We start from the raw sequence: 22,699 nt of genomic DNA on the forward strand, positions 1-22,699 counted from the left end.
GCTTGCCCGGCTGCACGGGCTATGCGCATCTAGACCACATCCCCGACCCGGAGGTCTTGTCATGCCATCACCCTCACAACGCATCGCGACACTGACAGGCGATGGTGATGATGGCTGGGAGATTTTCTACCGCGCGCGCGCGATGAAGGCGGCGGGTCATGCTGTGCTGGAACTTACCATCGGCGAACATGATATCGGCACAGACCCTTTGATCTTGGACGAGATGCACCGCGCGGCGCGCGCCGGTCACACCGGCTATGCCGCCGTGCCGGGCGTGGCGCGGTTGCGCGCCGCCGTGGCCGCAAGGCTGAGCGCGCAGCATGGGCAAAGCTATACGGGCGACAATGTGCTGATCGTGCCGGGTGGGCAGGCGGGGCTTTTTGCCGCCCATCACGCGGCCTGCGATCCGGGCGCGCGGGCCTTGATGATCGACCCTTACTACGCCACCTACCCCGGCACGATCCGCGCGGTGGGCGCGCTTCCTGTCGCCGTGGCCGCGCGCAGCGAGGATGGGTTTCAACCCGATCTTGCCGCATTGGCCAAGGCCGCCCCCGGTGCGCGGTCGCTTTTGATCAATAGCCCCAACAACCCCACGGGTGCCGTCTATAGCGCAGCCAGCCTTGCTGGGATCGCTGCCATCGCAGAGGATCATGATCTTTGGGTGATTTCCGATGAGGTCTATGACAGCCAGATCTGGCAGGGCCAGCATCGCCCGATCGCCAGCCTACCCGGCATGGCCGCGCGGACGCTGACCATCGGATCGCTGTCGAAAAGCCATGCGATGACCGGCTCACGGCTGGGTTGGGTCTGTGGCCCAAGCGATGTCATCGCGCAGATGATCACGCTGGCCACCCACACCACCTATGGCGTGCCGGGCTATATTCAGGAAGCGGGGCTTTTCGCGCTGGCCATGGGGCCAGCGGCCGAGGCTGCGGTGGCAGCCCCCTTCAAGCGGCGGCGCGATCTGCTTTTGGGGCGGATCGCGGGCCATCAGGTCTTGCGCGCCATCCCGCCCGAGGGGGCGATGTATGTCATGCTCGATATCCGCGCCACGGGGCTATCGGGCGATGACTTTGCCGCGCGTCTTCTTGATGTGGCGCATGTGGCCGTCATGCCCGGCGAAAGCTTTGGACAGGCGGCAGCGGGTCATGTGCGGGTCGCGCTGACACTGCCCGACGACCTCTTCGCCGAGGCGGTGGCCCGGCTCATCGGCTTTGCCGAAGCCGTGGTTTCCTAACGCGCCAACGCGGCCGCCGCGGCGGCCAAGGCGGTGATGCCGGCCCAATCGCCATTGGCGATTTTGTCCTTGGGCGCGACCCATGATCCGCCTGCGCAGATGACATTGGGCAGGGCAAGATAGCTGGCCGCATTCTCAGGCGTGATGCCACCCGTGGGGCAGAACGACACCTGCGGGATCGGCGCACCGATGGCCTTGAGCGCGGGCGCGCCGCCTGCGGCCTCGGCGGGAAAGAACTTCAGCATATCATAGCCCTGCTCCCACAGCGCCATCACCTCAGAGGCGGTGGCGGCACCGGGCAAAAGCGGCAGGCCGATCTCGATGGCGGCCGCGATCAAGCGCGGCGTGGCACCGGGCGAGACGCCAAATTTGGCCCCGGCCTCTTTGGCAGCGCGGATATCTTGCGGGCTCAAAAGCGTGCCTGCCCCCACGATGCCGCCCGGCACATCGGCCATGGCGCGGATCGCATCAAGCGCGGCAGGCGTGCGCAGCGTCACCTCGAGCGCGGGCAGGCCACCGGCCACCAGTGCATGGGCCAGTGCAGCAGCCGAGGCTGCATCATCAAGCACCAGCACCGGGATGATCGGGGCGCGCGACGCGATCTCACGCGTGGCGGCGGATTGGGCCATGGGGGTCATCGGATGATCCTTTGCGCAGATCGTGTTTGCGTATTTCCAGAAAGATGAAGGGGTCAGCGGTCAGACGACCACACCCGCCCCCATCGTGGCAGGTCCGGCATTGGCGCGGAAGATCTCGAACAACTCGCGACCAACGCCGTGGCTATTGGCGGACAGATCGGGCTGGGCGGCGATCCGGTCTGCCACACCTTGGGTCAGCACCTCTAGCTGTCCGGCGCTGGCATCGACGCGGACCAGATCACCATCGCTGAGCTTGCCGATCAACCCACCATCAAGCGCCTCGGGGGCGACATGAATGGCTGAGGGGACTTTGCCTGATGCGCCCGACATGCGGCCATCGGTAACAAGCGCCACCTTATGACCGCGATCTTGCAGCACCGACAAAAGCGGCGTCAGCGCATGAAGCTCCGGCATGCCATTGGCGCGCGGGCCTTGGAAACGGACCACAACCACCACATCACGGTTCAGATCGCCGCGCTGAAAGGCGGCTTTGACGGCGGCTTGAGACTCAAACACAGCCGCCGGGGCTTCGATCACATGGCGGGCGGGATCGACGGCCGAGACCTTCATCACGCCACGCCCGAGATTGCCGACAAGTTCGACCAAGCCGCCCTGTGGCTGGAAAGCGTCGCGCGCCGGGCGCAAGATCTTGTCGTTCAGACTGGCCCCCGGTCCTGCCTCCCACGACAGGGTGCCATCGCGGAGTTTGGGTTCTTGGGCATAAAGCGCCAAGCCTTGGCCCGCCACGGTCTTGGTGTCGGGGTGAAGCAGCCCAGCCTCCAGCAGCTCACCGATCATATAGGCAAGCCCGCCCGCCGCGTGGAAATGGTTCACATCGGCCAGACCATTGGGATAAACCCGCGCCATCAGGGGCGTCGCCGCCGAGATATCTGCGAAATCAGTGGGCTCGATGATGATGCCAGCGGCCCGCGCCATAGCGACCAGATGGATCACAAGGTTCGTCGAGCCACCCGTGGCCATCAGCCCCACGATCCCGTTCACGAAGGCCTTTTCGTCAAGGATATCGCAGACCGGCGTAAAGGAATTGCCAAGCGCTGTGATCGCTGCTGCCCGTTCGGTCGCGGCATCGGTCAGCGCCTCGCGCAAGGGGGTTCCGGGGTTCACGAAACTTGCGCCGGGTAGGTGCAACCCCATGAATTCCATCAACATCTGGTTGGAATTGGCCGTGCCGTAAAAGGTGCAGGTGCCGGGGCCATGATAGCTATCCATCTCGGCCTTCATCAGCACGTCGCGGCCCACGGCACCGGTGGCGAATTGTTGGCGCACCTTGGATTTCTCATCATTGGGCAGGCCCGAGACCATCGGCCCCGCCGGCACGAAGAGCCCCGGCAGATAGCCAAAGCTCGCCGCCGCCATCACCAGACCCGGCACGATCTTGTCACAAACGCCCAAGTACAGTACCGCATCAAAGGTATTGTGGCTGAGCGCTACGCCGGTCGCGAGCGCGATCACATCGCGCGAAAACAGCGACAGCTCCATCCCCACCTGCCCTTGGGTGACGCCATCGCACATGGCGGGCACGCCACCCGCGACCTGTGCGGTGGCGCCAACACGGCGGGCGGCAGCCTTGATCTTGTCGGGATAGGTTTCAAAGGGCTGATGGGCCGAGAGCATGTCATTATAGGCCGTCACGATCCCGATACTGGGCGCGCGCGCGGCCACAAGCGCATCCTTGTCAGCCCCCATCGCGGCATAGGCATGGGCTTGATTGCCACAAGACAGATGCGCGCGGCGCGGGCCATCCTCGGCAAGCTTGCGCATACGCTCCATGTAAGGGCCGCGCGCCGCCTTTGAGCGCGCGATGATCCGATCGGTTACTGCAGCGATACGACCGTCCAAAGACATGCCGCCCCTCCCCTTGATGCGAGTCGCCGCTAGTCTATCATGTTAGCGCTAACAAGACCAGTGACGGCCTCAATGCGGCTGCACGCCCGGCAAGAATACAGGCTGGTCGCGGAAATGCAGCGAAATACCGTCGCGGAAAACATGGACCTTCTCGGGCGATGCGCTCAGCCGCACGGTCTTGCCGCGCAGGCCGGGGTGGATACCTTGCAGCTTGCCGATCACGCTATTTTGGCCGCCATTGGGTTTGGCAAAATAAAGCAGCGTCACCTCGCCAAGCGCCTCGACAATCTCGACCTTACCTTCAAAGGCATAGGCGGCATCGGCTGTCTCAACCATATCTTCGGGGCGGATACCAACTTGCACATCCGCTCCCAAGTCACTGGGAAGCGATGGATAATGTGACTGCACCTGCCCCGCACCTTGGGCCAGTTCAAGCGTGGTCACAGCGCCCGTGCCCACGATCTTGCCCGCCATCAGGTTCATCGCGGGGCTGCCGATGAATTGCGCGACAAAGGTGGAATTGGGCCGCTCATAGAGCTCAAGCGGGGCGCCCACCTGCGCGATGCCGCCCCCCGCAAGTACCACGATGCGGCTAGCAAGCGTCATCGCTTCGACCTGATCATGGGTGACATAGATCATGGTGCTGTCAGGCATCTGTTCCTTGAGTTGCGCAATCTCGATCCGGGTCGCCACGCGCAGCGCGGCATCTAGGTTCGATAGCGGCTCGTCAAAGAGATAGACCTTGGGGTCGCGCACGATCGAGCGCCCGATGGCCACGCGCTGACGTTGACCACCCGACAGCGCCTTGGGCAGGCGGTCAAGGAAATTGGTCAGCTGCAACTTGTCAGCCGCCGCGCGCACTTTTTGGTCGATGCTCGCGCGGTCAAGCCCTGCGATTTTCAGCGAGAAGGCCATGTTATCATAGACGGTCATATGCGGGTAAAGCGCATAGGATTGAAAGACCATGGCGATGCCGCGCTGGCTGGGGGGCACGTCGTTGACCACCTGACCATCAATCTCAAGCGTGCCGCCCGAGATCTTTTCCAGCCCCGCGATCATGCGCAAAAGCGTGGATTTCCCACAGCCCGAGGGGCCGACAAAGACGATCAACTCACCCGTCTTGATATCGAGATCGATATCATGCAGCACCCTGACGGAGCCGCCATAGAGTTTTTCTACCCCGCTCAGCTTTAGATCGGCCATGTCCTCTCCCCCCCCTTGCCCGCGTTACGTCGCGTTTTGCGTATTCTCGGCGGCCGCGAAAACGGCGTGATAGGGCAGAAGGGTCAAAACACCCCCCTCCTGCTCAGCCAAGGCAAAGGGCGCGCCACGATCTTGGCGCCATTCACCCGCGGGCATCGCCACGCGCTGCGCAGTGTCGGTCATGTTGAAGGCACAAAACAACACCTGCCCCTCATGGCTGCGCTGAAAACGCAGCACACCGTCGATGGCGCTGATATCGGACAGATCGCCCTTGATCAGCGCCGCGAGGGCTTGGCGATAGCCGATCATGCGGCGGTAGAAATCAAGCATGCTGTCCGCCTGTCCCGTTTGCGCCCCCACTGCGCGGGGCAGATGTTCGACCGCGACGGGCAGCCAAGGCCGCGCTTGCGAAAAACCGCCATTGTGATTGTCGGTGGTCCAAGGCATCGGCGTGCGGCACCCATCGCGCCCTTTGAATTTGGGCCAAAAGCGGATGCCATAGGGGTCTTGCAGATCGGCATAGGCGACATCAGCCTCGGTCAGGCCAAGCTCTTCGCCTTGGTAAATGCAGACCGAGCCGCGCAGCGACAAAAGCAGCGCCGCGAAAAGCCGCACCGCCCCATCATCAAGCCCCCATCGCGTGGCATGGCGCACGACGTCATGGTTGGAAAAGGCCCAGCAGGCCCAGCCATCACCAATCGTGGCCTCATAGGCGGTCAAAACCTCGGCTACCTTGGCGGCATCGGGGGTGGTGCCTGACAGAAACTCAAAGCTGTAGCACATATGCACCTTATCGCCGCCGGCGGTGTATTGGGCCTGAATCTCCATGCCCCTTTGCGCATCGCCCACCTCGCCCACGGCGGTGGTGCCGGGATAGGCGTTCATCAGGGCGCGCAGCCGTTGGAGAAAGGCAAGGTTTTCTGGCTGGTTCTTATCATACAGGTGATCTTGCCAGTTATAGGGGTTCACCTCGGGGGCGATGGTGGCATTGCGCGCCTCGGGCGGCAGTGCCGGGTTGTCGCGCAACAGCTTGTCATGGAAGTAGAAGTTGATCGTATCAAGGCGGAAGCCATCGACCCCGCGCTCAAGCCAAAAGCGCGCCACATCCAAAAGCGCATCTTGCACATCCGCGTTGTGCAGGTTCAGATCGGGCTGTTCCTTGAGGAAGTTGTGCAGGTAATACTGCATCCGGTCGCCCGACCATTCCCAAGCCGGGCCGCCAAAGATCGAGAGCCAATTATTGGGCGGGCTGCCATCGGGCTTGGCATCGGCCCAGACATACCAATCGGACTTGGCATTGCTGCGGCTGAGTTGGCTTTCCTGAAACCAGACATGCTGGTTGGAACTGTGGCTGATCACCAGATCGATCAGCACCTTGATCCCCAATTCATGCGCCCGTGCGATCAGCGCATCGAAATCGGCCAGCGTGCCGAACATCGGATCGACATCGCAATAATCGCTGACATCATAGCCGAAATCCAGCATGGGCGAGCGGAAGAAAGGCGAGATCCAGATCGCATCGACGCCCAAACCCGCGACATGTTCCAGCCGCGCGATGATCCCCGCCAGATCGCCGATCCCGTCGGCATTGCTGTCTTGGAAACTGCGCGGATAGATCTGATAGATCACGGCACCGCGCCACCAATCAAGGTCAGGGGCAATGATATCTTCGGGCCGCAGGGATTGCATGGCAGTCATCGTGGGGGGAGGCTTTCCTATTTCACCGATCCGGCCAACAGGCCGCGAACAAGGTAGCGTTGCATTGTAAAGAACACGATCAGCGGCACTGCGATGGAGACAAAGGCCGAGGTGGCCAAAATCTCCCAATCGCCGCCGCGGGTACCCATCAACTCGACGATCTGGCGCGTCATCACCGTGGTCTGGCCGGAACTGTCGATCAAAAACACCATGGCGACGAGTAGGTCGTTCCATGTCCACAAGAACTGAAAGATCGCGAAACTTGCCAGCGCCGGAAAGCTCAGGGGCAGCACGATCTTGGTAAAGACCTGGAAATCCGTCGCGCCATCGACCTTGGCACATTCGATGATCTCGCGCGGCAGGCCGACCATGTAGTTGCGCAAAAGGTAGATGGCGAGCGGCAGGCCAAAGCCCGTATGCGCAAGCCAAACGCCCAAGTAACCCTTTCCGATGCCGATCTGGTTGTGCAGCGTCAAAAGCGGGATCAGCGCCAGTTGCAGCGGTACGACCAGCATGGCCACCACGGCGGCCACCAACAGCGCGCGGCCCGGAAACTCCATCCATGCCAGCGCATAGGCCGCGAAAGCCGCGATCAGGATCGGGATGATGGTCGCCGGGATTGTCACGGTCAGCGTGTTGAAAAAGGCCTTCGCCATCCCCTCGCGATTGCGGGGATCGAACAGCACGCCGCGGTAATTGGCGAGGGTAAATTCCGGCGGGCTTTCGGCAGTGACAAAGACACGCTGGCCCCGCCCGCTGATCTGATCGTCATTGCCCGACCAGATGTAATCGCCGTTTTCCGCCACTTGCAGGGTTTCCCCCTCGCCCAAATCGGCGGTCTCGCCGGGGCCAAAGGCCGCGATATCGCGCGAGGATACGCCCCATGCGCTGATCACGGCGGCAACATCCGCGGCCGTCTCGGCGCGGCCATCGACGACATAAAGATTGCCCTCGACGACAAAGACACCCTCACGTTCGACGCGGAACGCGCCGGGGTTTGCGGTGCGGAACACCTCGTTCTGGACAGCCGGAAACATCGCCGCCCACCAGCCCGAGGTGCGAATTTGGTCGGTGGTGCGGAACGACGACACCAACAGCCCCAGCGTAGGAAAGACCCACAAAAGCACCAATGCCGCGACCGACAGATGCACAGCCCATGTCAGGCCGGATTTCTTGCCCGCGATATTATCCATGACACGATCCCCCGCCCAGCATCACCGCATCTCCTTGCGGGCGTTATAGACGTTCCACACAAGGATCGGCGTCACGAGCAGCATGATCACCATCGCCGCCGCCGAACCCATGCCCCAATCATTGGCGCGGAACAGCTTGTCATACATGAAATTGGCCAAGACCTGCGTCTCCCACTGGCCGTTGGTCATGGCAAAGACGATGTCAAAGACCTTGAGCACCACGATAGTGATCGTGGTCCAGACCACCACGATGGTGCCCGCGATCTGTGGCACCTTGATTTTGAAAAAGATCTGGAACGGGTTCGCGCCATCGACGATCGCGGCCTCAATGGTTTCTTCGGGGATGCCGCGCAGAGCGGCCGACAAGATCACCATGGCAAAGCCCGTCTGAATCCAGATCAGCACCACCATCAAAAACAGGTTGTTCCAAAACGGCACGGTCAGCCATGTAACCGGCGCCGCCCCGCCCAGTTGCATATAGACAGCGTTCAAAATGCCGATCTGCGCCACATCTTCGGGGCGGGCATCATAGACCAGCTTGAAGATCACCGCCGCACCCACAAAGGAAATCGCCATCGGCATGAAGATCAGCGATTTCGCGATATTGCCCCAGCCGATCCGGTCGGTCAGCTGCGCGGCCAAAAGCCCAAAGGCGGTCGAGGCGGCAGGTACGATCAACAGCCACATGAAGTTGTTGCGCAGCGCTTCCCAGAATTTCGGATCGTTCAGCATGCGCGCGTAATTCTCGGCACCCACGAATGCCCCGCCCGCGTTGCGGTCGATCAAGGACAGGCGAAAGGTCTCGAACACCGGATAGGCAAGGTATAGCCCCAGGGCGAACAGCGCGGGAAACAGGAAAAGCCATGGCCGCACCGCATTGGCGCGGTTAATGTTGCGCCCGGTATTTGGGCCGCGCGCCGGAAAGAGAACCCGGTCAAGAAACAGGTTCGAGAGGTAGAAATACCCAACGCATCCGCCGACACCCACGATGATGGTGATCAAGGCCTGAAATGCCGGATTCATCTGCAAACCTCCCCCTAGACGCTCAACGGGATGATCCGGCCCCGCAGGGCCGGATCGGGATCACTGGCCCAAAGGCCAAGCTTACTTCAGCGCGTCCCAGCTGGCCTGGATCGTGTCTGCCACAGCCTGTGCATCGGCACCGCCGACGAAATCGACCATGCCGGTCCAGAAGCTACCAGCACCCACGCCGCCCGGCATCAGGTCGGACCCGTCAAAGCGGAAGGTGGTCGCGTTGAGCAAGATCTCGCCCTGACCCGCCTCAACCGCACTGGGATAGGCCTCGAGGTTCACACCCGAATGGGGCGTGAGGAAGCCACCCTGCGCCATCATGATCTCATGGGCAAAGGGTGTTTGCAGGAAGGCCATGAAAGCCGCCGCCGCATCGGACGGATCGGTCACAGCCATCAGCGTGCCGCCACCCAAGACCGGGTTGCCCAGATCTTCACCCGCGAAGGAGGGGAAGTAGAAGTAATCGGCGTCTTCGCCCACAACGGTGCCTTCGGGGAAGAAGGCGGGGATGAAGCTTGCCTGACGGTGCATGTAGCAGCCCGGGGGGGATGCGAACAGGCCCGCGGGGCTGTCACGGAAATCGGTTGTGGCAACAGCCCCGGCACCGCCCGCGACATAGGCGTCATTGCGTGCAAACGAGCCAAAAACTTCGAGCGCGTTCACGACGCGGGGGTCGTTGAAGGGCATCGCGTTGGTGGTCCAAGCGTCATAGACATCGGGGGTCTGCGTGCGCAGCATGATGTCCTCGACCCAGTCGGTAGCGGGCCAGCCGGTTGCCGCCCCCGACCCCAGACCGATACACCACGGCGTGCCGCCATCAGCCACGATCTGGTCGCTCAGCGCGATCAATTCTTCCATCGTGGTGGGGATCTCGTAGCCCGCATCCTCGAAATTCTCAGGCACGAACCACACGAGCGACTTGAGGTTCACGTTAAAGAAAAAGCCGTAGAACTCATCTTGACCGGCGGCATTGGCATAGGTGCCAAGATCAACCCAAGACGAACCAGCGGCGTAGTTTTCACCGACCCAAGCGGCCATATCAGCACCAAGGGGGCTCAGCTGGCCATTGCCTGCCAGAACGGCGGCAAGACCGGGCTGCGGGAAGACCGCGATATTGGGGGCCGAACCTGCCTCGACGTCGATCACGATCTGCTGCTCGAAGCTGTCCGAACCCGTATAGCTGGCGTCTGCGCCCGTGGCCGCTTCGAAATAGTTGAGCAGGATGTCAAAACGCTCGGCCTCGGGCGACAGCCATGGGCCGGAAACGGTCAGGGTTTGGCCAGCAAGGCTAGGCGCCGATGCCGCGAAAGCGGCGTAGCTATCCCAATTGAATGCCCCCTCGCCCTGCGCGAAGGGCATATGTGCATCGGCCAAGGCACCATTAGCCGAAAGCGCGACAACAGCCGCGCTGATCATCAAAGAATGTTTCATCTTATCCTCCCAGGAAACAGCCGACCTTGCGGGCCGGCGCGATCTTGCACCCAAGCGTTGATGGCCCTTTGCCACATCTTCCAAAGCGCTTTGGGTTGCTGTTACATTTTCGAATACAACTGAGTCTGTCAATCCGTCACAGGCGGAATAGTAAATTAACTTGAAGTATTTCGCAGTTGCAGAATAACGAAGCACTTTTGACTCTTTGACAATCCGCCCGATCCGGGGCTAGCTTTGCCGCAATACTCAAACCGGTTTGGAACGCCTCGCGCATGAATCTCAAAGAACTCGCAGATTCGCTGAAGCTCAGCCCGACGACGGTCAGCCGGGCGCTGAACGGCTACCCCGAAGTGCGCGAAGAGACCCGCAACCGCGTCATGGCCGCAGCGAAAGCGGCCAATTACGCCCCCAATATCAGGGCGCGCCGCCTGGCCACGGGGCGGGCGATGACCATCGGCCATGTGATCCCACTGACCGGTCGGGCCGAGATGGTGAACCCGATCTTTGCCGATTTCCTGATCGGCGCAGGCGAGGTTTATGCCGCCGAAGGCTATGACCTGTTGCTGTCGATGGTGCCGGAAACAGAGACCGAAGCCGCCTTTCGCCAAATGGCCGCCAATGGCGCGGTCGATGGTGTGATGGTGCAAGCCCCGCAAGAAAACGACCCACGGATCGGGCTGTTGACCGAGCTTGGCCTGCCATTTTTGGTGCATGGCCGCACGGGCGACGCGCAGGGTTACAATTGGCTTGATATCGCCAATATGCGCGCCTTTCGACGGGCCACGGATTTCTTGCTTGATCTGGGCCATCGCCGCATCGCCTTGATCAATGGTCAAGAAACCTTTGATTTCGCCCGCCGCCGCCGCCGTGGCTTTGAAGAGGCGCTGGCCGCGCGCGATATCCCCGCCCTGCCCCATCTGATGGCCAGCGACGCGATGACCGAAAGCTTTGGCTATCTGACCGCCGCGCGCATGCTTGATGGCCCCAACCCGCCCACGGCCTTCTTGGTCTCATCTGTGATCCTTGCCATCGGGGTGCGCCGCGCCGCCGGTGAGCGCGGCTTGCGCATGGGGCGTGATATCTCGGTCATCTGCCATGATGACGAGTTGAGCTATCTCAACAATGATGTGGGCGGGCCGGCCTTTACCGCGACACGATCCTCGATCCGCGCGGCGGGGCGGCGCTGCGCCGAGATCTTGATCACCTTGATCCGCAACCCCGACCATCCCCCGATCCAAGAGCTATGGGATGTGGACCTGACTGTTGGCCGCTCGACCGGCCCCTGCCCCGGCTAAACGCCCAGACAAAGGACAAACGCGATGCAATTCGCCCGCGCGGATTTTCCCGAAGGGTTCCTTTTCGGTGTTGCCACCTCGTCTTACCAGATCGAGGGGCATCGCTTTGGCGGCGCGGGCCTGACGCATTGGGACAGCTTTGCCGCCACGCCGGGCAATGTCGTGCGCGCCGAGCATGGCGCGGTGGCATGCGACCATTACCACCGCTGGGCCGAAGACCTTGACCTGATCGCGGCGATGGGGGCGGATGTCTATCGCTTCTCGACCTCTTGGGCGCGTGTGCTGCCCGAAGGGACAGGCCAACCCAATGCAGAAGGCCTCGATTTCTATGATCGGCTAGTCGATGGGATGCTGGCGCGCGGGCTGAAACCTGCGGCCACGCTTTACCATTGGGAATTGCCGCAAGCGCTGGCCGACATGGGCGGCTGGCGCAATGCCGACATGCCCGATTGGTTTGCCGATTACACCCATCTGGTGATGTCGCGCATCGGTGACCGGGTCTGGTCGGCCGCCCCCATCAACGAGCCGTGGTGCGTCAGCTGGCTATCGCATTTCGAAGGGGTGCATGCACCGGGCCTGCGCGATATCCGCGCCGCGGCCCGCGCGATGCATCATGTGCTGCTCAGCCATGGCCGCAGCATCGCGGTGATGCGCGATCTTGGCATGCAAAACCTTGGGGCTGTGTGCAATTTCGAATGGGCCGAACCCGCAAGCGACAGCCCCGAAGATATCGCCGCAGCAAACCGCTATGACGCCATCTACAACCGCTTTTTCCTTGGCGGGCTGTTCAAGGGCGCCTATCCGGCCGAAGTGCTGGCAGGGCTCGGCCCCCATCTGCCAAAGGGCTGGGAGGATGATTTCCCAACCATAATGGCACCGCTCGATTGGCTTGGGCTGAATTACTATACCCGCAAGCTTGTGCGCCACAAAGATGGGCCATGGCCCAGCTACGCCGAGGCCCCCACCCGCCTGCCGCTGACCCAGATGGGATGGGAGATTTACCCAGATGGCTTGCGCGATTTCCTGATCCGCACGGCGCGCGATTACACCGGCGCACTGCCGCTGTTTGTCACGGAAAACGGCATGGCCAATCCCGACCGCGTCGATCAACCCGATGCCGCGCGCATCGCCTATCTCGGGTCGCATCTGCAAGCGGTGCAAGGCGCAATCGCCACCGGTGCGCCCGTGGCGGGCTATTTCGCTTGGTCCTTGATGGACAATTACGAATGGTCGCTTGGCTATGAGAAACGCTTTGGGCTGATCCATGTCGATTTCGAGACCTTGGCAAGGACGCCCAAAGCATCCTATCACGCGCTCGCGCAATGGTGGCGCGGCTAAGGGCAAGACACGCGAGATGGGCAATCTGACAGATTCAGGCGGGCTGAGCCTTGTGGCCGATATCGGCGGCACGAATACCCGCGTCGCCTTGGCACGCGGCGCCGTGGTGGATCGCGCCACGGTGATGCGCCATGCCAATGCCGATCACCGCGATCTGGCATCGGTCTTGGCCCAATACTTGGCCCAAAGCGACATCGCCGCCGATCAAATCAGCGGCATCTGCGTGGCCGCAGCCGGACCCGTGCATGATGGCGTGGCGCAACTCACCAATCTCGATTGGCAGATCGACCGCGCCTTGCTGGGACGCACGCTGGGCACAGAGAAAGTCTCCGTGCTCAATGACCTACAGGCCCAAGGTCATGCCATAGGCCATATCGATGCCGCCGATCTCGACATCATCATCGCCCAACCCAATGCACCCGCCCATGCCACCAAGCTGGTGGTGGGGCTTGGCACGGGCTTCAACGCCTGCCCGGTCTTTGACACCAGCGCCGGGCGCTTCGTTCCCCCGTCTGAGGCGGGGCATGTCAGCCTGCCTGCCCTTGGCGGGGCGATGGCCGATCTGACCGCCGCGATGATGGAAGATTTCGGCTTTGCCTCGGTGGAAGAGGTACTTTCGGGGCGCGGCATCAGCTATCTGCACCGCGTCCTCCACGGCCAGATGGCCGAGCCCGCGCAAATCATGGCCAGCCTTGCCCAAGATGAAGAAAAGGCGCGCCAAACCGCCGCGGCCTTTGTGCAGGTCATGGGCACGGTCGTGGGCGATCTGGCGCTCTCGCACCTGCCCTTTGGCGGTGTCTATCTGGTGGGCGGCGTGACGCGCGCCTTTGCCCCCTATCTCGACCACTTCGGCTTTGCCGATCATCTGCGCGCCAAGGGGCGTTTCGCGGGCTTCATGGACCGGTTCGGCGTCTTTGTCGTACGCGATGATTACGCGGCCCTGACGGGCTGCGCCTCGCATTTGTCCAAGCTTTAAAGCGCGTAAAGCGCGCGATATTTCGCCTCCAGATAGCCCAAAAGCGCCGCCTCATGGACGGGCGCACCTGTCGCATGCTCTACCGTCGCGCGCGGGGTGCGCAGCCCGCCATGCGCCTGTAGATTGTCGCGCAACCAGCCCAAGGCCGGGGCAAGATCGCCCTTGGCCATGTGCTGATCCAACGCGGGCAGCGCAGCGCGCAACGCGGCATGGAGGCAGCCTGCATAAACATTGCCAAGGCTATAGGTCGGGAAATAGCCAAACAGCCCCACGGGCCAATGCACATCTTGCAGCACGCCATTGGACGGGCGATCCACCGCTACCCCGAAATCGGCAGCGAAACGGTCGTTCCATGCGGCCTCCAAATCGCCGAGCGCCAGATCACCGCTGATCAGCGCGCGCTCCAGATCGAAGCGGAGCATGATGTGCAGATTGTAATGCACCTCATCGGCCTCGGTGCGGATATATCCCGTGGCCACGCGGTTCACGGCGCGGGCGAAATCCTCGGGCGTATCCACCGAAAGCGGGCCGAAATGGTCACGCATCCGCCCAAAAAGCCAGTGACAAAATGCGGGCGAGCGGCCAAGCTGGTTCTCGTAAATCCGGCTTTGGCTTTCATGCACCCCCATCGAGACGCCTTGCCCCAAAACGCTCAGCCCAAATTCCTGCGCGATGTTCTGCTCATAGCCCGCATGCCCCACCTCATGGATGGTGGAATAGATGCAGCCCAAGGGCTCAGCCTCGTCGATCCGTGTGGTGATGCGCACATCATTATGCGAGCCGGATGAAAAGGGATGCACCGCCTCATCAATGCGGCCACGTTCCAGATCATAGCCGAAAACTTGCGCCACCTCGCGGGCAAGGGCCAACTGGCCCGCACGCGGGAAATGCCCCGTCAGCACAGGTGCCGGGGGCGCATCGCGCAAAGCCGCGCGCAACGCCACCAGCCCGGGGCGCATCCGGTCAAAAAATGCGGCAATCTCGGCCCCGGTGATGCCGGGCTCATAGCCATCCAAAAGCGCATCATAGGCATCACCGCCATCGGCCAAAGCCTGCGCCTCCACCCGGCGCAGCGCAATGACCTGCCCCAGCACAGGCAAAAAACCCGCCAAATCATCGGCCTTGCGCGCCGCGGCCCATTTGCCCTGCGAGACAGAGGTCACGCGCGCAATTTCGGCGGCCAAATCCCCCGGCACGCGGCACGCGCGGGCATAGCTATGCGAAATCAGGCGCAGCTGCGCGGCCTCCGCCTCACTGCTGGGTGTGGCCTGATCCAGCCATTCCCCCACACGCGGATCGGTGCGCCGCGCATGCAAAACACCCTCCAGCGCCGCCATTTCTTCGCCGCGCTGCACCGCGGCCCCACGCGGCATCATGGTTTCTTGGTCCCAGCCCAAACGCCCCATCACTTGGCCTAGCGCCTCGGTCTCGCGCTGAAAGGCCAAAAGCGCGCCAAGCGCGCTCATGCCTTGGCCCCCTTCACGCTTTGCACCGCGGGATACATGCTCAAGAACCGCGCGCGCAGCACCAGTGTCAGCACCGCCACAGCGCCGAGCTGATGCCAGATCGCGATATACCAAGGCGAAGAATGCATGACCGTGACCACGCCCAAGACCATCTGCGCGAATATCGCGACCAAAACCCAATCAAAGGCCCGCTTGGTGGCCAATCGCGCGCTGCGCCTTGCGGCAAACCAGACACCGATAGCCAGCGCCAAGATCACATAGCCCACCATGCGGTGAATGAACTGTACCGTACCGTCATTCTCAAACAGGTTGCGCCAGACGGGTTCGATCGCCCACATGCCGGGCGGGAAAAATCCCCCCGCCATCAAGGGCCAATCGACATAGTTGCGCCCCGCATCGATACCCGCCACCAGCGCGCCGATCAGGATTTGCACGAAACTCAGATGCAAAAGCCCCGTCGACATGCCCTTGAGCTTGCGATCACCCTCGCGCCGCGCGGCCATCAGCGCGGCCTCCTCGCGGCCAAGCTTCATGATGAACCATGCAATCAGCCCTAGGATCAAGAAGGCCAGCCCCAGATGCGTGGCCAAGCGGTATGAGGCGACCGAGATCATCCCTTCCTGCAGGCCCGAATGCACCATCCACCAACCAATGGCCCCTTGCAGGCCACCCAAGCCACCCAGCAACAGCAAGCGCCCCGTCCAACCGGCGGGGATATTGCGGCTGACCAACAGCCCCACAAACCCCAAAGCCCAGACAAGCCCAATCACGCGCCCAAGCTGCCTGTGTCCCCATTCCCACCAATAAATCACCTTGAATTCCGCAAGGCTCATGCCGCGGTTCATCAACTGGTATTGCGGGATTTGGCGATAGGCGTCGAACTCGGCCTGCCAATCCTCCGCATTCAGCGGCGGCACGGCGCCTGACAAGGGCGCCCATTCGGTGATCGACAGCCCCGAATCCGTCAGCCGCGTCAGCCCGCCCACGGCGATCATGGTAACCACCAGCGCAAACAGCGCCATCAACCAAGCCCGCACCAATCGGCGTGCAAGCCCTGTGTCACGGGTCACGCCACCCGGCGTGGCGGCAGGTTTTTGGGCACTGTCCACCTCTTGGAAAATGCTGCGCGTCTTTGCCATGAGCCGTCCCCTTTTCTCTTGGCCACAGACCTATCGCGCGACCGCTCCCCCTTCAAGCGACTGCGGCAAGGCGTCCAACCACTTCTCTGTTTTCTAAATATCCCGGGGGAGTCGCGGCCAAGGGCCGCGGCGGGGGCAGCGCCCCCAGCGCGCGATCAGCCATCCTTGCGCCGGGTCTCGGCCCAGCGGACGATCTGGCGAAACGCGCCATGCAGCGTGCGCACATCGGCCTGCGTCAGGGGCAAGCGGCTCCAGATCTGGCGCAGGTTGCGCTTCATGCGGGGCGCTTTGTCTTCGGGGAAAAAGAACCCGGCCTGCTCGAGTTTTTCTTCTAGATGATCGCCAAGTGCCGTGATCTCGGCCAGATTGGCGAAATCGGTCCCTGCCATATCCAGCACTTCGGGCGGCGTGGTATCGGCCAAGCGGCGCAACTCATAGGCGCACAAGAGCACGCATTGCGCCAAGTTGAGCGAAGGGAAATCAGGGTTCACCGGCACCGAGATCACGGCGTTCGCGCGTGCGATATCGTCATTCTCCAGCCCCGCGCGCTCTGGCCCGAACAAGACCGCGACGCGGCCGCCTTGGGCCATGATCGCGCGCGCCTGCGCCATCGCATGCTCGGGCGTCAAGATCGGCACGGTGATGCCGCGCGCGCGCGCCGTGGTCGCAAACACATAGGTGCAATCGGCAATGGCGCTTGGCACTTCGTCATAATGACCCGCATGGTCCAAAAGCCGCCCGGCCCCCGAGGCCAAAGCCACCGCGCGTTCATTGGGCCAGCCATCGCGGGGCGCCACCACCCGCATGCGTTCCAGCCCGAAGTTCCACATCCCGCGCGCGGCCGCGCCGATATTCTCGCCCATTTGCGGGCGCACAAGGACAAAGACGGGCTGGGCGGTCGGCGGCGTATAGGTCATGGCGCAAGCGGTTAGCGCGACGCGGCGCGCGCGGCAAGCGCCCCATTGCCCCACGGCCCCACGGGCGCTATCACGCAACCAGCCGCAAGGATGCCCGCACATGTCGCAAACCGAACAGCCGAACCTTTATCTGATCACGCCGCAAAGCTTCGAGATCGCAGCCTTCGCGCCGCGCCTTTCGGCGGTGCTTGATGCCGAGCCCATTGCCTGTCTGCGTCTGGCACTCGTCAATGATGACGAGGATGATCTGGCGCGTGTCGCTGATGCCTTGCGCGAGATTGCCCATGCCCGCGATGTGCCCTTGGTGATCACCAGCCATGTCGCCTTGGTGGAACGGCTGGGGCTCGACGGGGTGCATCTGAGCGATGGGGCGCGCCATGTCCGCGCCACGCGCAAGGCGCTGGGGGCTGATGCCATCATTGGGGCCTATTGCGGTGCGTCGCGCCATGACGGGCTGACCGCTGGTGAAAGCGGGGCCGGTTACGTGGCCTTTGGTCCGATGGGTGAACACGCGCTTTTGCCCGGACCGCGCGCCGAGTTTGCGCTTTTCGAATGGTGGTCGCAGATGATCGAACTGCCCGTCGTGGCCGAAGGCGCACTTGACCGCGACCTGATCGCGGCACTTGCCCCCGTCACCGATTTCTTCGCCATCGGAAACGAGATTTGGCGGGCTGATGATCCGGTCGCAGCGCTGCGTGCGCTGATTGCACCGATCCGTTAAGGCAACCGGCGCAGATCTGGGCGCGTTTGGCCGCGATTACTCGGTATTGACAAGGCCAAGGCTGACGATCGGGGCAGCTTGCACCAGATCGTAACCAAAGCCGAACACGCCACTTTCAAAAAGATAGCCTGCAAAGACATCGACGCCGATCTCGCCGGTGAACAGGTAATAGGTCACACCGGCACCTAGCGTACTTTCATTGGCGCGGTCGTTTTCCAACAAGCGCGCGGTGATGCCAAAATTCGGGTCTTGCATGGCGCCAAAGGTAAAGGTGCCACCCAGCATCAGGGCGGGGTCGGCCAAAACAGGGCCGGTGGCGACCAGAAAAGCACAGGCGGTGGCCAAGGAGAGATTTTTCACAGGACTGCTCACATTATGCGTTATCAACGCAGCAATAGTAGCAGAATTATCGAAAGACACAAGTAAGAGTGTGCGCTTCGATATCTTGGGGCAGCTTAGCCCAGCGATGTCACCCATAAGATCGTCGCATCATCCTCGGAGAGCGAGATCACATTATGCCCCATCGAGGCGTCGTAATAAGCGCTATCCCCGCGCTTAAGGTCCACGGGCGCATAAAATTCGGTCAAAAGCCGCACGACACCTGTCAGCACATAAAGAAACTCTTCGCCGTCATGGCGCACCCAGCCGTCGAATTCGTCAAAGCTGCGCGCGCGGATGCGGGCGCGGTAGGGCAGCATGGATTTGCGCGTCAGCGCACCTGCCAGCAACTCATGCTCATAGGTGGTGGTGGCATGGGCCTGCCCCTCGCCCAGCCGGGTGACGGCCATACGCCCGTTGACATGCGGGTCGGTGGGCGGCGTGAAGAGCTGCGGCACCGAGATGCCCAGACCCAGCGCCAGCTTTTTCAGCGCCTCATAAGTGGGCGACATCTGCCCATTCTCGATCTTCGACAGTGTCGAGCGCGCCAGCCCCGCGTGATTTGCGGCCTGTTCCAGCGTCCAGTCACGCGCACGGCGCAATTCGCGCACCCGCAGCCCGAGATCAACGGGTTGCGGCGGGGTCTGGTCCCCGGTTTCACGCGCAAGGCGGATCAGGCTGGGTTCTTCATTCATGGGCAGGGTTTAGCGCGGGCGCAGATGGCTTGCAACGTGGCGATGGCAGGCGTAATTCCGCGCCATGCACCCCTGCCCCAGCCCTTTCAACTTGGCCGATGACGTCCTGACCGCAGGGCGCGCGACACCTGACAAGATCGCGCTGGCCGTGCTTGGCCCGACAGGGGCCGAGCGCTGGCGCTTTGCCCGGCTGGAGGGGGCGGTGCGCGCCATGGCGGGCGGCTTGCGCGCGCTTGGCCTTGCCCCCGGCGCGCGGGTGTTGCTCAGGCTTGGCAATGATGCGCATTTTCCCGTGGCCTTCCTTGGGGCAATTGCCGCAGGGCTGGTGCCCGTCCCAACTGCGCAAGCGCTGAGCGTGGCCGAGCTTGACGCCATGATGCCGCTGATTGCCCCCGATGCGATCCTTGCCGCGCCCGGCGTCACACTGCCCACGGCACCACGCTGCACGGTGATCAGCGATCTGGGCGCGCTCATGTCCGGCACGATGGGCGATTTCGTGATGGGCGATCCGGATCGGCCCGCCTTTATCGTTTTTACCTCTGGCTCATCGGGGCGGCCCAAGCCCGTGGTCCATGCCCATCGCGCGATCTGGGCGCGGCGGATGATGTGGGATGGCTGGTATGGGCTGACCCCGGATGACCGGGTTTTACATGCGGGTGCGTTTAACTGGACCTTCACCCTTGGCACCGGGCTGCTTGATCCATGGGCGATCGGGGCCACAGCCCTTATCCCCGCCCCCGGCACCCCGCCCGAGGCGCTGGCGCTGTTGCTCAAACGCCATGACGCCACGCTCTTTGCCGCCGTGCCGGGTGTGTTTCGCAAACTGTTGAAATCAGGCGCAACATTGGATCTGCCCAAGCTGCGCCACGGGCTGAGCGCGGGTGAGAAACTGTCCGAGGGGTTGCGCCAGCAATGGCATGATGCGACGGGCCGCATGATCCACGAAGCCTTGGGCATGTCGGAATGTTCCACCTTCATCTCGGGCAGTCCCGCGCGTCCGGCACCCGCAGACAGCCTTGGCTATCCGCAACCCGGCCGCCGCATCGCGGTGATCGATGAAACGGGCACCCCGCTGCCCAAGGGTGAGACGGGCATCTTGGCCATCCACCGCGATGATCCGGGGCTGATGCTGGGCTATCTGGGGCCGGATGGCCAAGTCCATCTGCCCTTGGTTGGGGAATGGTTTGCGACCGGCGATCTTGTGCGCGAAATGCCCGATGGCGCGCTCAGCTATCACGGGCGGCGCGACGATATCTTGACCACCGGCGGCTACCGCATCGCCCCGCTGGAGATCGAGGCCGCCTTTCACGACGCCGAAGGGCTGGTCGATTGCGCCGCCACCGCGCTGCCGGTCAAGGCCGATACCGAGGTGCTGGTTTTGGCCTATTGCGGCACCACGACACCCGAGGCTTTGGCAACACTGGCCCAAGCGCGCCTTGCCCGCTACAAGCAACCAAGGCTTTATCTGCCGCTGGCCGCGCTGCCACGCTCGGCCAATGGCAAACTCGACCGAAAAGCGCTGGTGGCGCTGCTCAAGGACAGATCATGATCAAACTCGATATCCTCAGCGATCCCATCTGCCCGTGGTGCTATATTGGCTGGTCCAACCTGACCCGCGCGATGGAGGCGCGGCCAGATCACCCGTTTTTGATCGAATGGCACCCCTTCCAACTCAACCCCGATATGCCCGCAGGCGGCATGGATCGCCGCCAATACCTGACCGAGAAGTTCGGCGGCACCGATGGCGCGCTGCGCGCCTATCGCCCCGTGGTCGAACATGGGATAGCGGCGGGGATCACGCTGAACCTTGACCAGATTGCGCGCACGCCCAACACGCTTGACGCCCATCGCCTGATCCATTGGGCAGGGCTTGAGGGGCGTCAAACCCCGGTCGTTGCGGCACTGTTCCGGGCCTATTTCACCGATGGGCGCGATATTGGCGATCATGGCGTGCTGGCCCAGATCGCGGTTGATGCGGGCATGGCGCAAGACCTGGTGGCCACGCTTTTGGCCGGCGATGCGGATGCCGCCGACATCATGGCGCGCGATGCCCATACCCGTTCGCGCGGCGTAAGCGGCGTGCCGAGTTTCGTGATCGCAAGTCAACATGTGCTCTCGGGCGCGCAACCCACCGACACATGGATCGCCATCATCGACGAGATCGCGGAACAAATCCGGGATCAGCCACAATGACACTGCCAGCTTCATCTTTCCAAAAATACGCAGACAGCCATCGCACATCCGGACTTGGTCGTTGAGCGGCGCGCGCCCAATGGCGGCGGTCTCGCGGTGGGAATTCATCGCCATGATGGGGATGATGTTTGCCACCATCGCCTTTTCCATCGACGCGATGCTGCCCGCCCTGCCCGAGATCGCGCAAGAGCTGACACCAAGCGACCCGAACCGTGCGCAGCTGATCTTGACCAGCTTTCTGTTTGGCATGGGGGTAGGCACACTTTTCGCGGGGCCGCTGTCGGATGCGCTGGGGCGCAAGGCGGTCATCATGATCGGGGCAGCACTTTACTGTGGCGGCGCGCTCTTGGCCTATCTTGCACAAGATCTTGAATGGATTTTGGCCGCGCGCGTGCTGCAAGGCTTAGGCGCTGCGGGGCCGCGCGTGGTCTCGCTTGCTATGGCGCGCGATCTGTTTTCGGGCCGCGCCATGGCCCAAATCGTCTCTTACGCGATGCTCGTCTTTACCATCTTTCCCGCCATCGCACCGCTGATCGGGGCATGGATCATCTTGGGCTTTGGCTGGCGGGCGATCTTTCTGGCATTCTTGGTGTTTTCCTTCATCTCGGTCGCATGGCTAGGTCTGCGCCAGCCCGAGACTTTGCCGCGGGACAAACGCCGCCCCTTGGCGCTCATCACGCTGTGGTCGGGCCTGCGCGAGACGCTGATCCACCGCCAGATGCAGCTGTCGATCCTTGTGCAAGCATGCGTTTTCGCGGGGCTTTTCGGCTCGCTTTCTTCGATCCAGCAGATTTTCGACACCACATTCGGGCGCGGTGACAACTTTCCTGTGTGGTTCGGGCTGATCGCGCTGGCCTCGGCACCGGCGGGGCCGATCAACGGGCTTTTGGTGATGCGCCTTGGCATGCGGCCCTTGATCGGGATCACGCTGATCTTGCAGGCCGTTTTCGCCTTGGCCCTCGCCCTGCTCTTTGCGAGCGGCGCTTTGGGCGGGGCGGCGTTTTGGGTCTATTTGTTCTGGAACGTCACGCTTTTTGCCACGGCCGCCTTTACCATCGGAAATCTTAACGCGCTGGCACTGGAACCCTTGGGCCATATCGCGGGGATGGCGGCATCGGTGATGGGGTCCATTGCCACGGTGATCGGCGCGCTGGCGGGTGCCGCTGTCGGTGCGCTGTTCAATGGCACCCCCGTGCCGCTTTTATGCGCGATGGCAGGTCTGATGACCATCGGGGCTGTGATCATGCGCTTCATGCCGCAAGAGCGCGGTAAACAAGCCTAAA

At 62.5% G+C, this 22,699-nt stretch carries 20 protein-coding genes; 8 read left to right on the forward strand and 12 right to left on the reverse strand.

Going from position 1 to position 22,699, the window contains the following annotated elements; all coding sequences use genetic code 11:
- The first annotated feature begins 61 nt into the window (after nucleotides 1–61).
- Entirely contained in the window at nucleotides 62–1,237 is a 1,176-nt protein-coding gene (locus tag KG698_RS01915) for an aminotransferase class I/II-fold pyridoxal phosphate-dependent enzyme (protein ID WP_213683859.1), read from the forward strand.
- Here the strand turns inward: KG698_RS01915 and eda are convergent.
- The 7 genes from eda to KG698_RS01950 all read right to left on the reverse strand — a co-directional run bounded on the left by eda (nucleotide 1,234) and on the right by KG698_RS01950 (nucleotide 10,298).
- Complete coding sequence (gene eda / locus KG698_RS01920; protein WP_300982811.1) at nucleotides 1,234–1,875, reverse strand: bifunctional 4-hydroxy-2-oxoglutarate aldolase/2-dehydro-3-deoxy-phosphogluconate aldolase; 642 nt, start codon at nucleotides 1,873–1,875, stop codon at nucleotides 1,234–1,236. The genes KG698_RS01915 and eda overlap by 4 nt on opposite strands.
- Nucleotides 1,876–1,935: 60 nt before the next feature.
- Complete coding sequence (edd, locus tag KG698_RS01925) at nucleotides 1,936–3,741, reverse strand: phosphogluconate dehydratase (protein WP_213683860.1); 1,806 nt, start codon at nucleotides 3,739–3,741, stop codon at nucleotides 1,936–1,938.
- A 69-nt stretch (nucleotides 3,742–3,810) separates the two neighbouring features.
- Nucleotides 3,811–4,944, reverse strand: a complete 1,134-nt coding sequence (locus KG698_RS01930; protein WP_213683861.1) for an ABC transporter ATP-binding protein — start codon at nucleotides 4,942–4,944, stop codon at nucleotides 3,811–3,813.
- A 24-nt stretch (nucleotides 4,945–4,968) separates the two neighbouring features.
- On the reverse strand, nucleotides 4,969–6,642 hold the full coding sequence (locus tag KG698_RS01935) for an alpha-amylase family glycosyl hydrolase (RefSeq protein WP_213683862.1): 1,674 nt from the start codon (nucleotides 6,640–6,642) through the stop codon (nucleotides 4,969–4,971).
- Nucleotides 6,643–6,659: 17 nt separating this feature from the next.
- Nucleotides 6,660–7,835, reverse strand: coding sequence for a carbohydrate ABC transporter permease (locus KG698_RS01940; protein WP_213683863.1), 1,176 nt, complete (start codon nucleotides 7,833–7,835; stop codon nucleotides 6,660–6,662).
- A gap of 21 nt (nucleotides 7,836–7,856) precedes the next feature.
- On the reverse strand, nucleotides 7,857–8,858 hold the full coding sequence (locus KG698_RS01945; protein ID WP_213683864.1) for a sugar ABC transporter permease: 1,002 nt from the start codon (nucleotides 8,856–8,858) through the stop codon (nucleotides 7,857–7,859).
- 81 nt (nucleotides 8,859–8,939) lie between these two features.
- Nucleotides 8,940–10,298, reverse strand: a complete 1,359-nt coding sequence (locus tag KG698_RS01950; RefSeq protein WP_213683865.1) for an ABC transporter substrate-binding protein — start codon at nucleotides 10,296–10,298, stop codon at nucleotides 8,940–8,942.
- A gap of 272 nt (nucleotides 10,299–10,570) precedes the next feature.
- Here KG698_RS01950 and KG698_RS01955 point away from each other — a divergent pair, with 272 nt between their 5' ends.
- From KG698_RS01955 to KG698_RS01965, 3 genes are read left to right on the forward strand one after another with little or no spacing between them, the layout of a single operon-like run.
- Complete coding sequence (locus KG698_RS01955) at nucleotides 10,571–11,593, forward strand: substrate-binding domain-containing protein (RefSeq protein WP_213683866.1); 1,023 nt, start codon at nucleotides 10,571–10,573, stop codon at nucleotides 11,591–11,593.
- 24 nt (nucleotides 11,594–11,617) lie between these two features.
- Complete coding sequence (locus KG698_RS01960; protein ID WP_213683867.1) at nucleotides 11,618–12,931, forward strand: GH1 family beta-glucosidase; 1,314 nt, start codon at nucleotides 11,618–11,620, stop codon at nucleotides 12,929–12,931.
- 16 nt (nucleotides 12,932–12,947) lie between these two features.
- Nucleotides 12,948–13,907 carry a glucokinase gene (locus KG698_RS01965; RefSeq protein ID WP_213683868.1) on the forward strand — a complete coding sequence of 320 codons (960 nt, stop codon included), beginning with the start codon at nucleotides 12,948–12,950 and terminating at the stop codon, nucleotides 13,905–13,907.
- On the opposite strand, the gene KG698_RS01970 is transcribed toward KG698_RS01965, so the two are convergent.
- The 3 genes from KG698_RS01970 to KG698_RS01980 all read right to left on the reverse strand — a co-directional run bounded on the left by KG698_RS01970 (nucleotide 13,904) and on the right by KG698_RS01980 (nucleotide 17,429).
- Nucleotides 13,904–15,373: a carboxypeptidase M32 gene (locus KG698_RS01970; RefSeq protein ID WP_213683869.1), complete on the reverse strand. Its 1,470-nt coding sequence runs from the start codon at nucleotides 15,371–15,373 to the stop codon at nucleotides 13,904–13,906. The genes KG698_RS01965 and KG698_RS01970 overlap by 4 nt on opposite strands.
- Complete coding sequence (gene ctaA, locus KG698_RS01975; RefSeq protein ID WP_213683870.1) at nucleotides 15,370–16,512, reverse strand: heme A synthase; 1,143 nt, start codon at nucleotides 16,510–16,512, stop codon at nucleotides 15,370–15,372. The genes KG698_RS01970 and ctaA overlap by 4 nt, the downstream gene beginning before the upstream one ends.
- Nucleotides 16,513–16,667: 155 nt before the next feature.
- Complete coding sequence (locus KG698_RS01980) at nucleotides 16,668–17,429, reverse strand: RNA methyltransferase (protein ID WP_213683871.1); 762 nt, start codon at nucleotides 17,427–17,429, stop codon at nucleotides 16,668–16,670.
- A gap of 100 nt (nucleotides 17,430–17,529) precedes the next feature.
- Between KG698_RS01980 and KG698_RS01985 the strand changes: the two genes are divergently transcribed.
- Complete coding sequence (locus tag KG698_RS01985; protein WP_213683872.1) at nucleotides 17,530–18,150, forward strand: thiamine phosphate synthase; 621 nt, start codon at nucleotides 17,530–17,532, stop codon at nucleotides 18,148–18,150.
- Nucleotides 18,151–18,186: 36 nt separating this feature from the next.
- Here the strand turns inward: KG698_RS01985 and KG698_RS01990 are convergent, their stop codons facing one another.
- Both KG698_RS01990 and KG698_RS01995 read right to left on the reverse strand, forming a co-directional pair.
- Nucleotides 18,187–18,510, reverse strand: a complete 324-nt coding sequence (locus tag KG698_RS01990; RefSeq protein ID WP_213683873.1) for a hypothetical protein — start codon at nucleotides 18,508–18,510, stop codon at nucleotides 18,187–18,189.
- Nucleotides 18,511–18,605: 95 nt separating this feature from the next.
- Entirely contained in the window at nucleotides 18,606–19,223 is a 618-nt protein-coding gene (locus KG698_RS01995; protein ID WP_213683874.1) for an XRE family transcriptional regulator, read from the reverse strand.
- Nucleotides 19,224–19,314: 91 nt separating this feature from the next.
- Between KG698_RS01995 and KG698_RS02000 the strand changes: the two genes are divergently transcribed.
- The 3 genes from KG698_RS02000 (at nucleotide 19,315) to KG698_RS02010 (ending at nucleotide 22,698) form a co-directional block, all read left to right on the forward strand.
- Nucleotides 19,315–20,772 (forward strand): class I adenylate-forming enzyme family protein, encoded by a 1,458-nt coding sequence (locus tag KG698_RS02000; protein ID WP_367114017.1) that lies wholly within the window; start codon nucleotides 19,315–19,317, stop codon nucleotides 20,770–20,772.
- Complete coding sequence (locus KG698_RS02005; RefSeq protein ID WP_213683876.1) at nucleotides 20,769–21,416, forward strand: DsbA family oxidoreductase; 648 nt, start codon at nucleotides 20,769–20,771, stop codon at nucleotides 21,414–21,416. Before KG698_RS02000 ends, KG698_RS02005 begins: the two co-directional genes overlap by 4 nt.
- Before the next feature lie 79 nt (nucleotides 21,417–21,495).
- Nucleotides 21,496–22,698 carry a multidrug effflux MFS transporter gene (locus tag KG698_RS02010; RefSeq protein WP_213683877.1) on the forward strand — a complete coding sequence of 401 codons (1,203 nt, stop codon included), beginning with the start codon at nucleotides 21,496–21,498 and terminating at the stop codon, nucleotides 22,696–22,698.
- Nucleotide 22,699 lies beyond the last annotated feature (1 nt).

The sequence above is a fragment of the Roseicyclus sp. genome (assembly GCF_018402035.1).
Classification (GTDB): Bacteria; Pseudomonadota; Alphaproteobacteria; order Rhodobacterales; family Rhodobacteraceae; genus Roseicyclus.

Bases quoted from the DNA above. Each gene is read 5' to 3' on its own strand.
- edd (WP_213683860.1), bottom strand. From the start codon at position 3,741: ATGTCTTTGGACGGTCGTATCGCTGCAGTAACCGATCGGATCATCGCG.
- KG698_RS01965 (WP_213683868.1), top strand. From the start codon at position 12,948: ATGGGCAATCTGACAGATTCAGGCGGGCTGAGCCTTGTGGCCGATATC.
- KG698_RS02010 (WP_213683877.1), top strand. From the start codon at position 21,496: ATGGCGGCGGTCTCGCGGTGGGAATTCATCGCCATGATGGGGATGATG.
- KG698_RS01980 (WP_213683871.1), bottom strand. From the start codon at position 17,429: ATGACCTATACGCCGCCGACCGCCCAGCCCGTCTTTGTCCTTGTGCGC.
- KG698_RS01930 (WP_213683861.1), bottom strand. From the start codon at position 4,944: ATGGCCGATCTAAAGCTGAGCGGGGTAGAAAAACTCTATGGCGGCTCC.
- ctaA (WP_213683870.1), bottom strand. From the start codon at position 16,512: ATGGCAAAGACGCGCAGCATTTTCCAAGAGGTGGACAGTGCCCAAAAA.
- KG698_RS01940 (WP_213683863.1), bottom strand. From the start codon at position 7,835: ATGGATAATATCGCGGGCAAGAAATCCGGCCTGACATGGGCTGTGCAT.
- KG698_RS01960 (WP_213683867.1), top strand. From the start codon at position 11,618: ATGCAATTCGCCCGCGCGGATTTTCCCGAAGGGTTCCTTTTCGGTGTT.
- KG698_RS01955 (WP_213683866.1), top strand. From the start codon at position 10,571: ATGAATCTCAAAGAACTCGCAGATTCGCTGAAGCTCAGCCCGACGACG.
- KG698_RS01995 (WP_213683874.1), bottom strand. From the start codon at position 19,223: ATGAATGAAGAACCCAGCCTGATCCGCCTTGCGCGTGAAACCGGGGAC.
- KG698_RS01985 (WP_213683872.1), top strand. From the start codon at position 17,530: ATGTCGCAAACCGAACAGCCGAACCTTTATCTGATCACGCCGCAAAGC.
- KG698_RS01915 (WP_213683859.1), top strand. From the start codon at position 62: ATGCCATCACCCTCACAACGCATCGCGACACTGACAGGCGATGGTGAT.
- eda (WP_300982811.1), bottom strand. From the start codon at position 1,875: ATGACCCCCATGGCCCAATCCGCCGCCACGCGTGAGATCGCGTCGCGC.
- KG698_RS01945 (WP_213683864.1), bottom strand. From the start codon at position 8,858: ATGAATCCGGCATTTCAGGCCTTGATCACCATCATCGTGGGTGTCGGC.
- KG698_RS01970 (WP_213683869.1), bottom strand. From the start codon at position 15,373: ATGAGCGCGCTTGGCGCGCTTTTGGCCTTTCAGCGCGAGACCGAGGCG.
- KG698_RS02005 (WP_213683876.1), top strand. From the start codon at position 20,769: ATGATCAAACTCGATATCCTCAGCGATCCCATCTGCCCGTGGTGCTAT.
- KG698_RS01935 (WP_213683862.1), bottom strand. From the start codon at position 6,642: ATGACTGCCATGCAATCCCTGCGGCCCGAAGATATCATTGCCCCTGAC.
- KG698_RS01950 (WP_213683865.1), bottom strand. From the start codon at position 10,298: ATGAAACATTCTTTGATGATCAGCGCGGCTGTTGTCGCGCTTTCGGCT.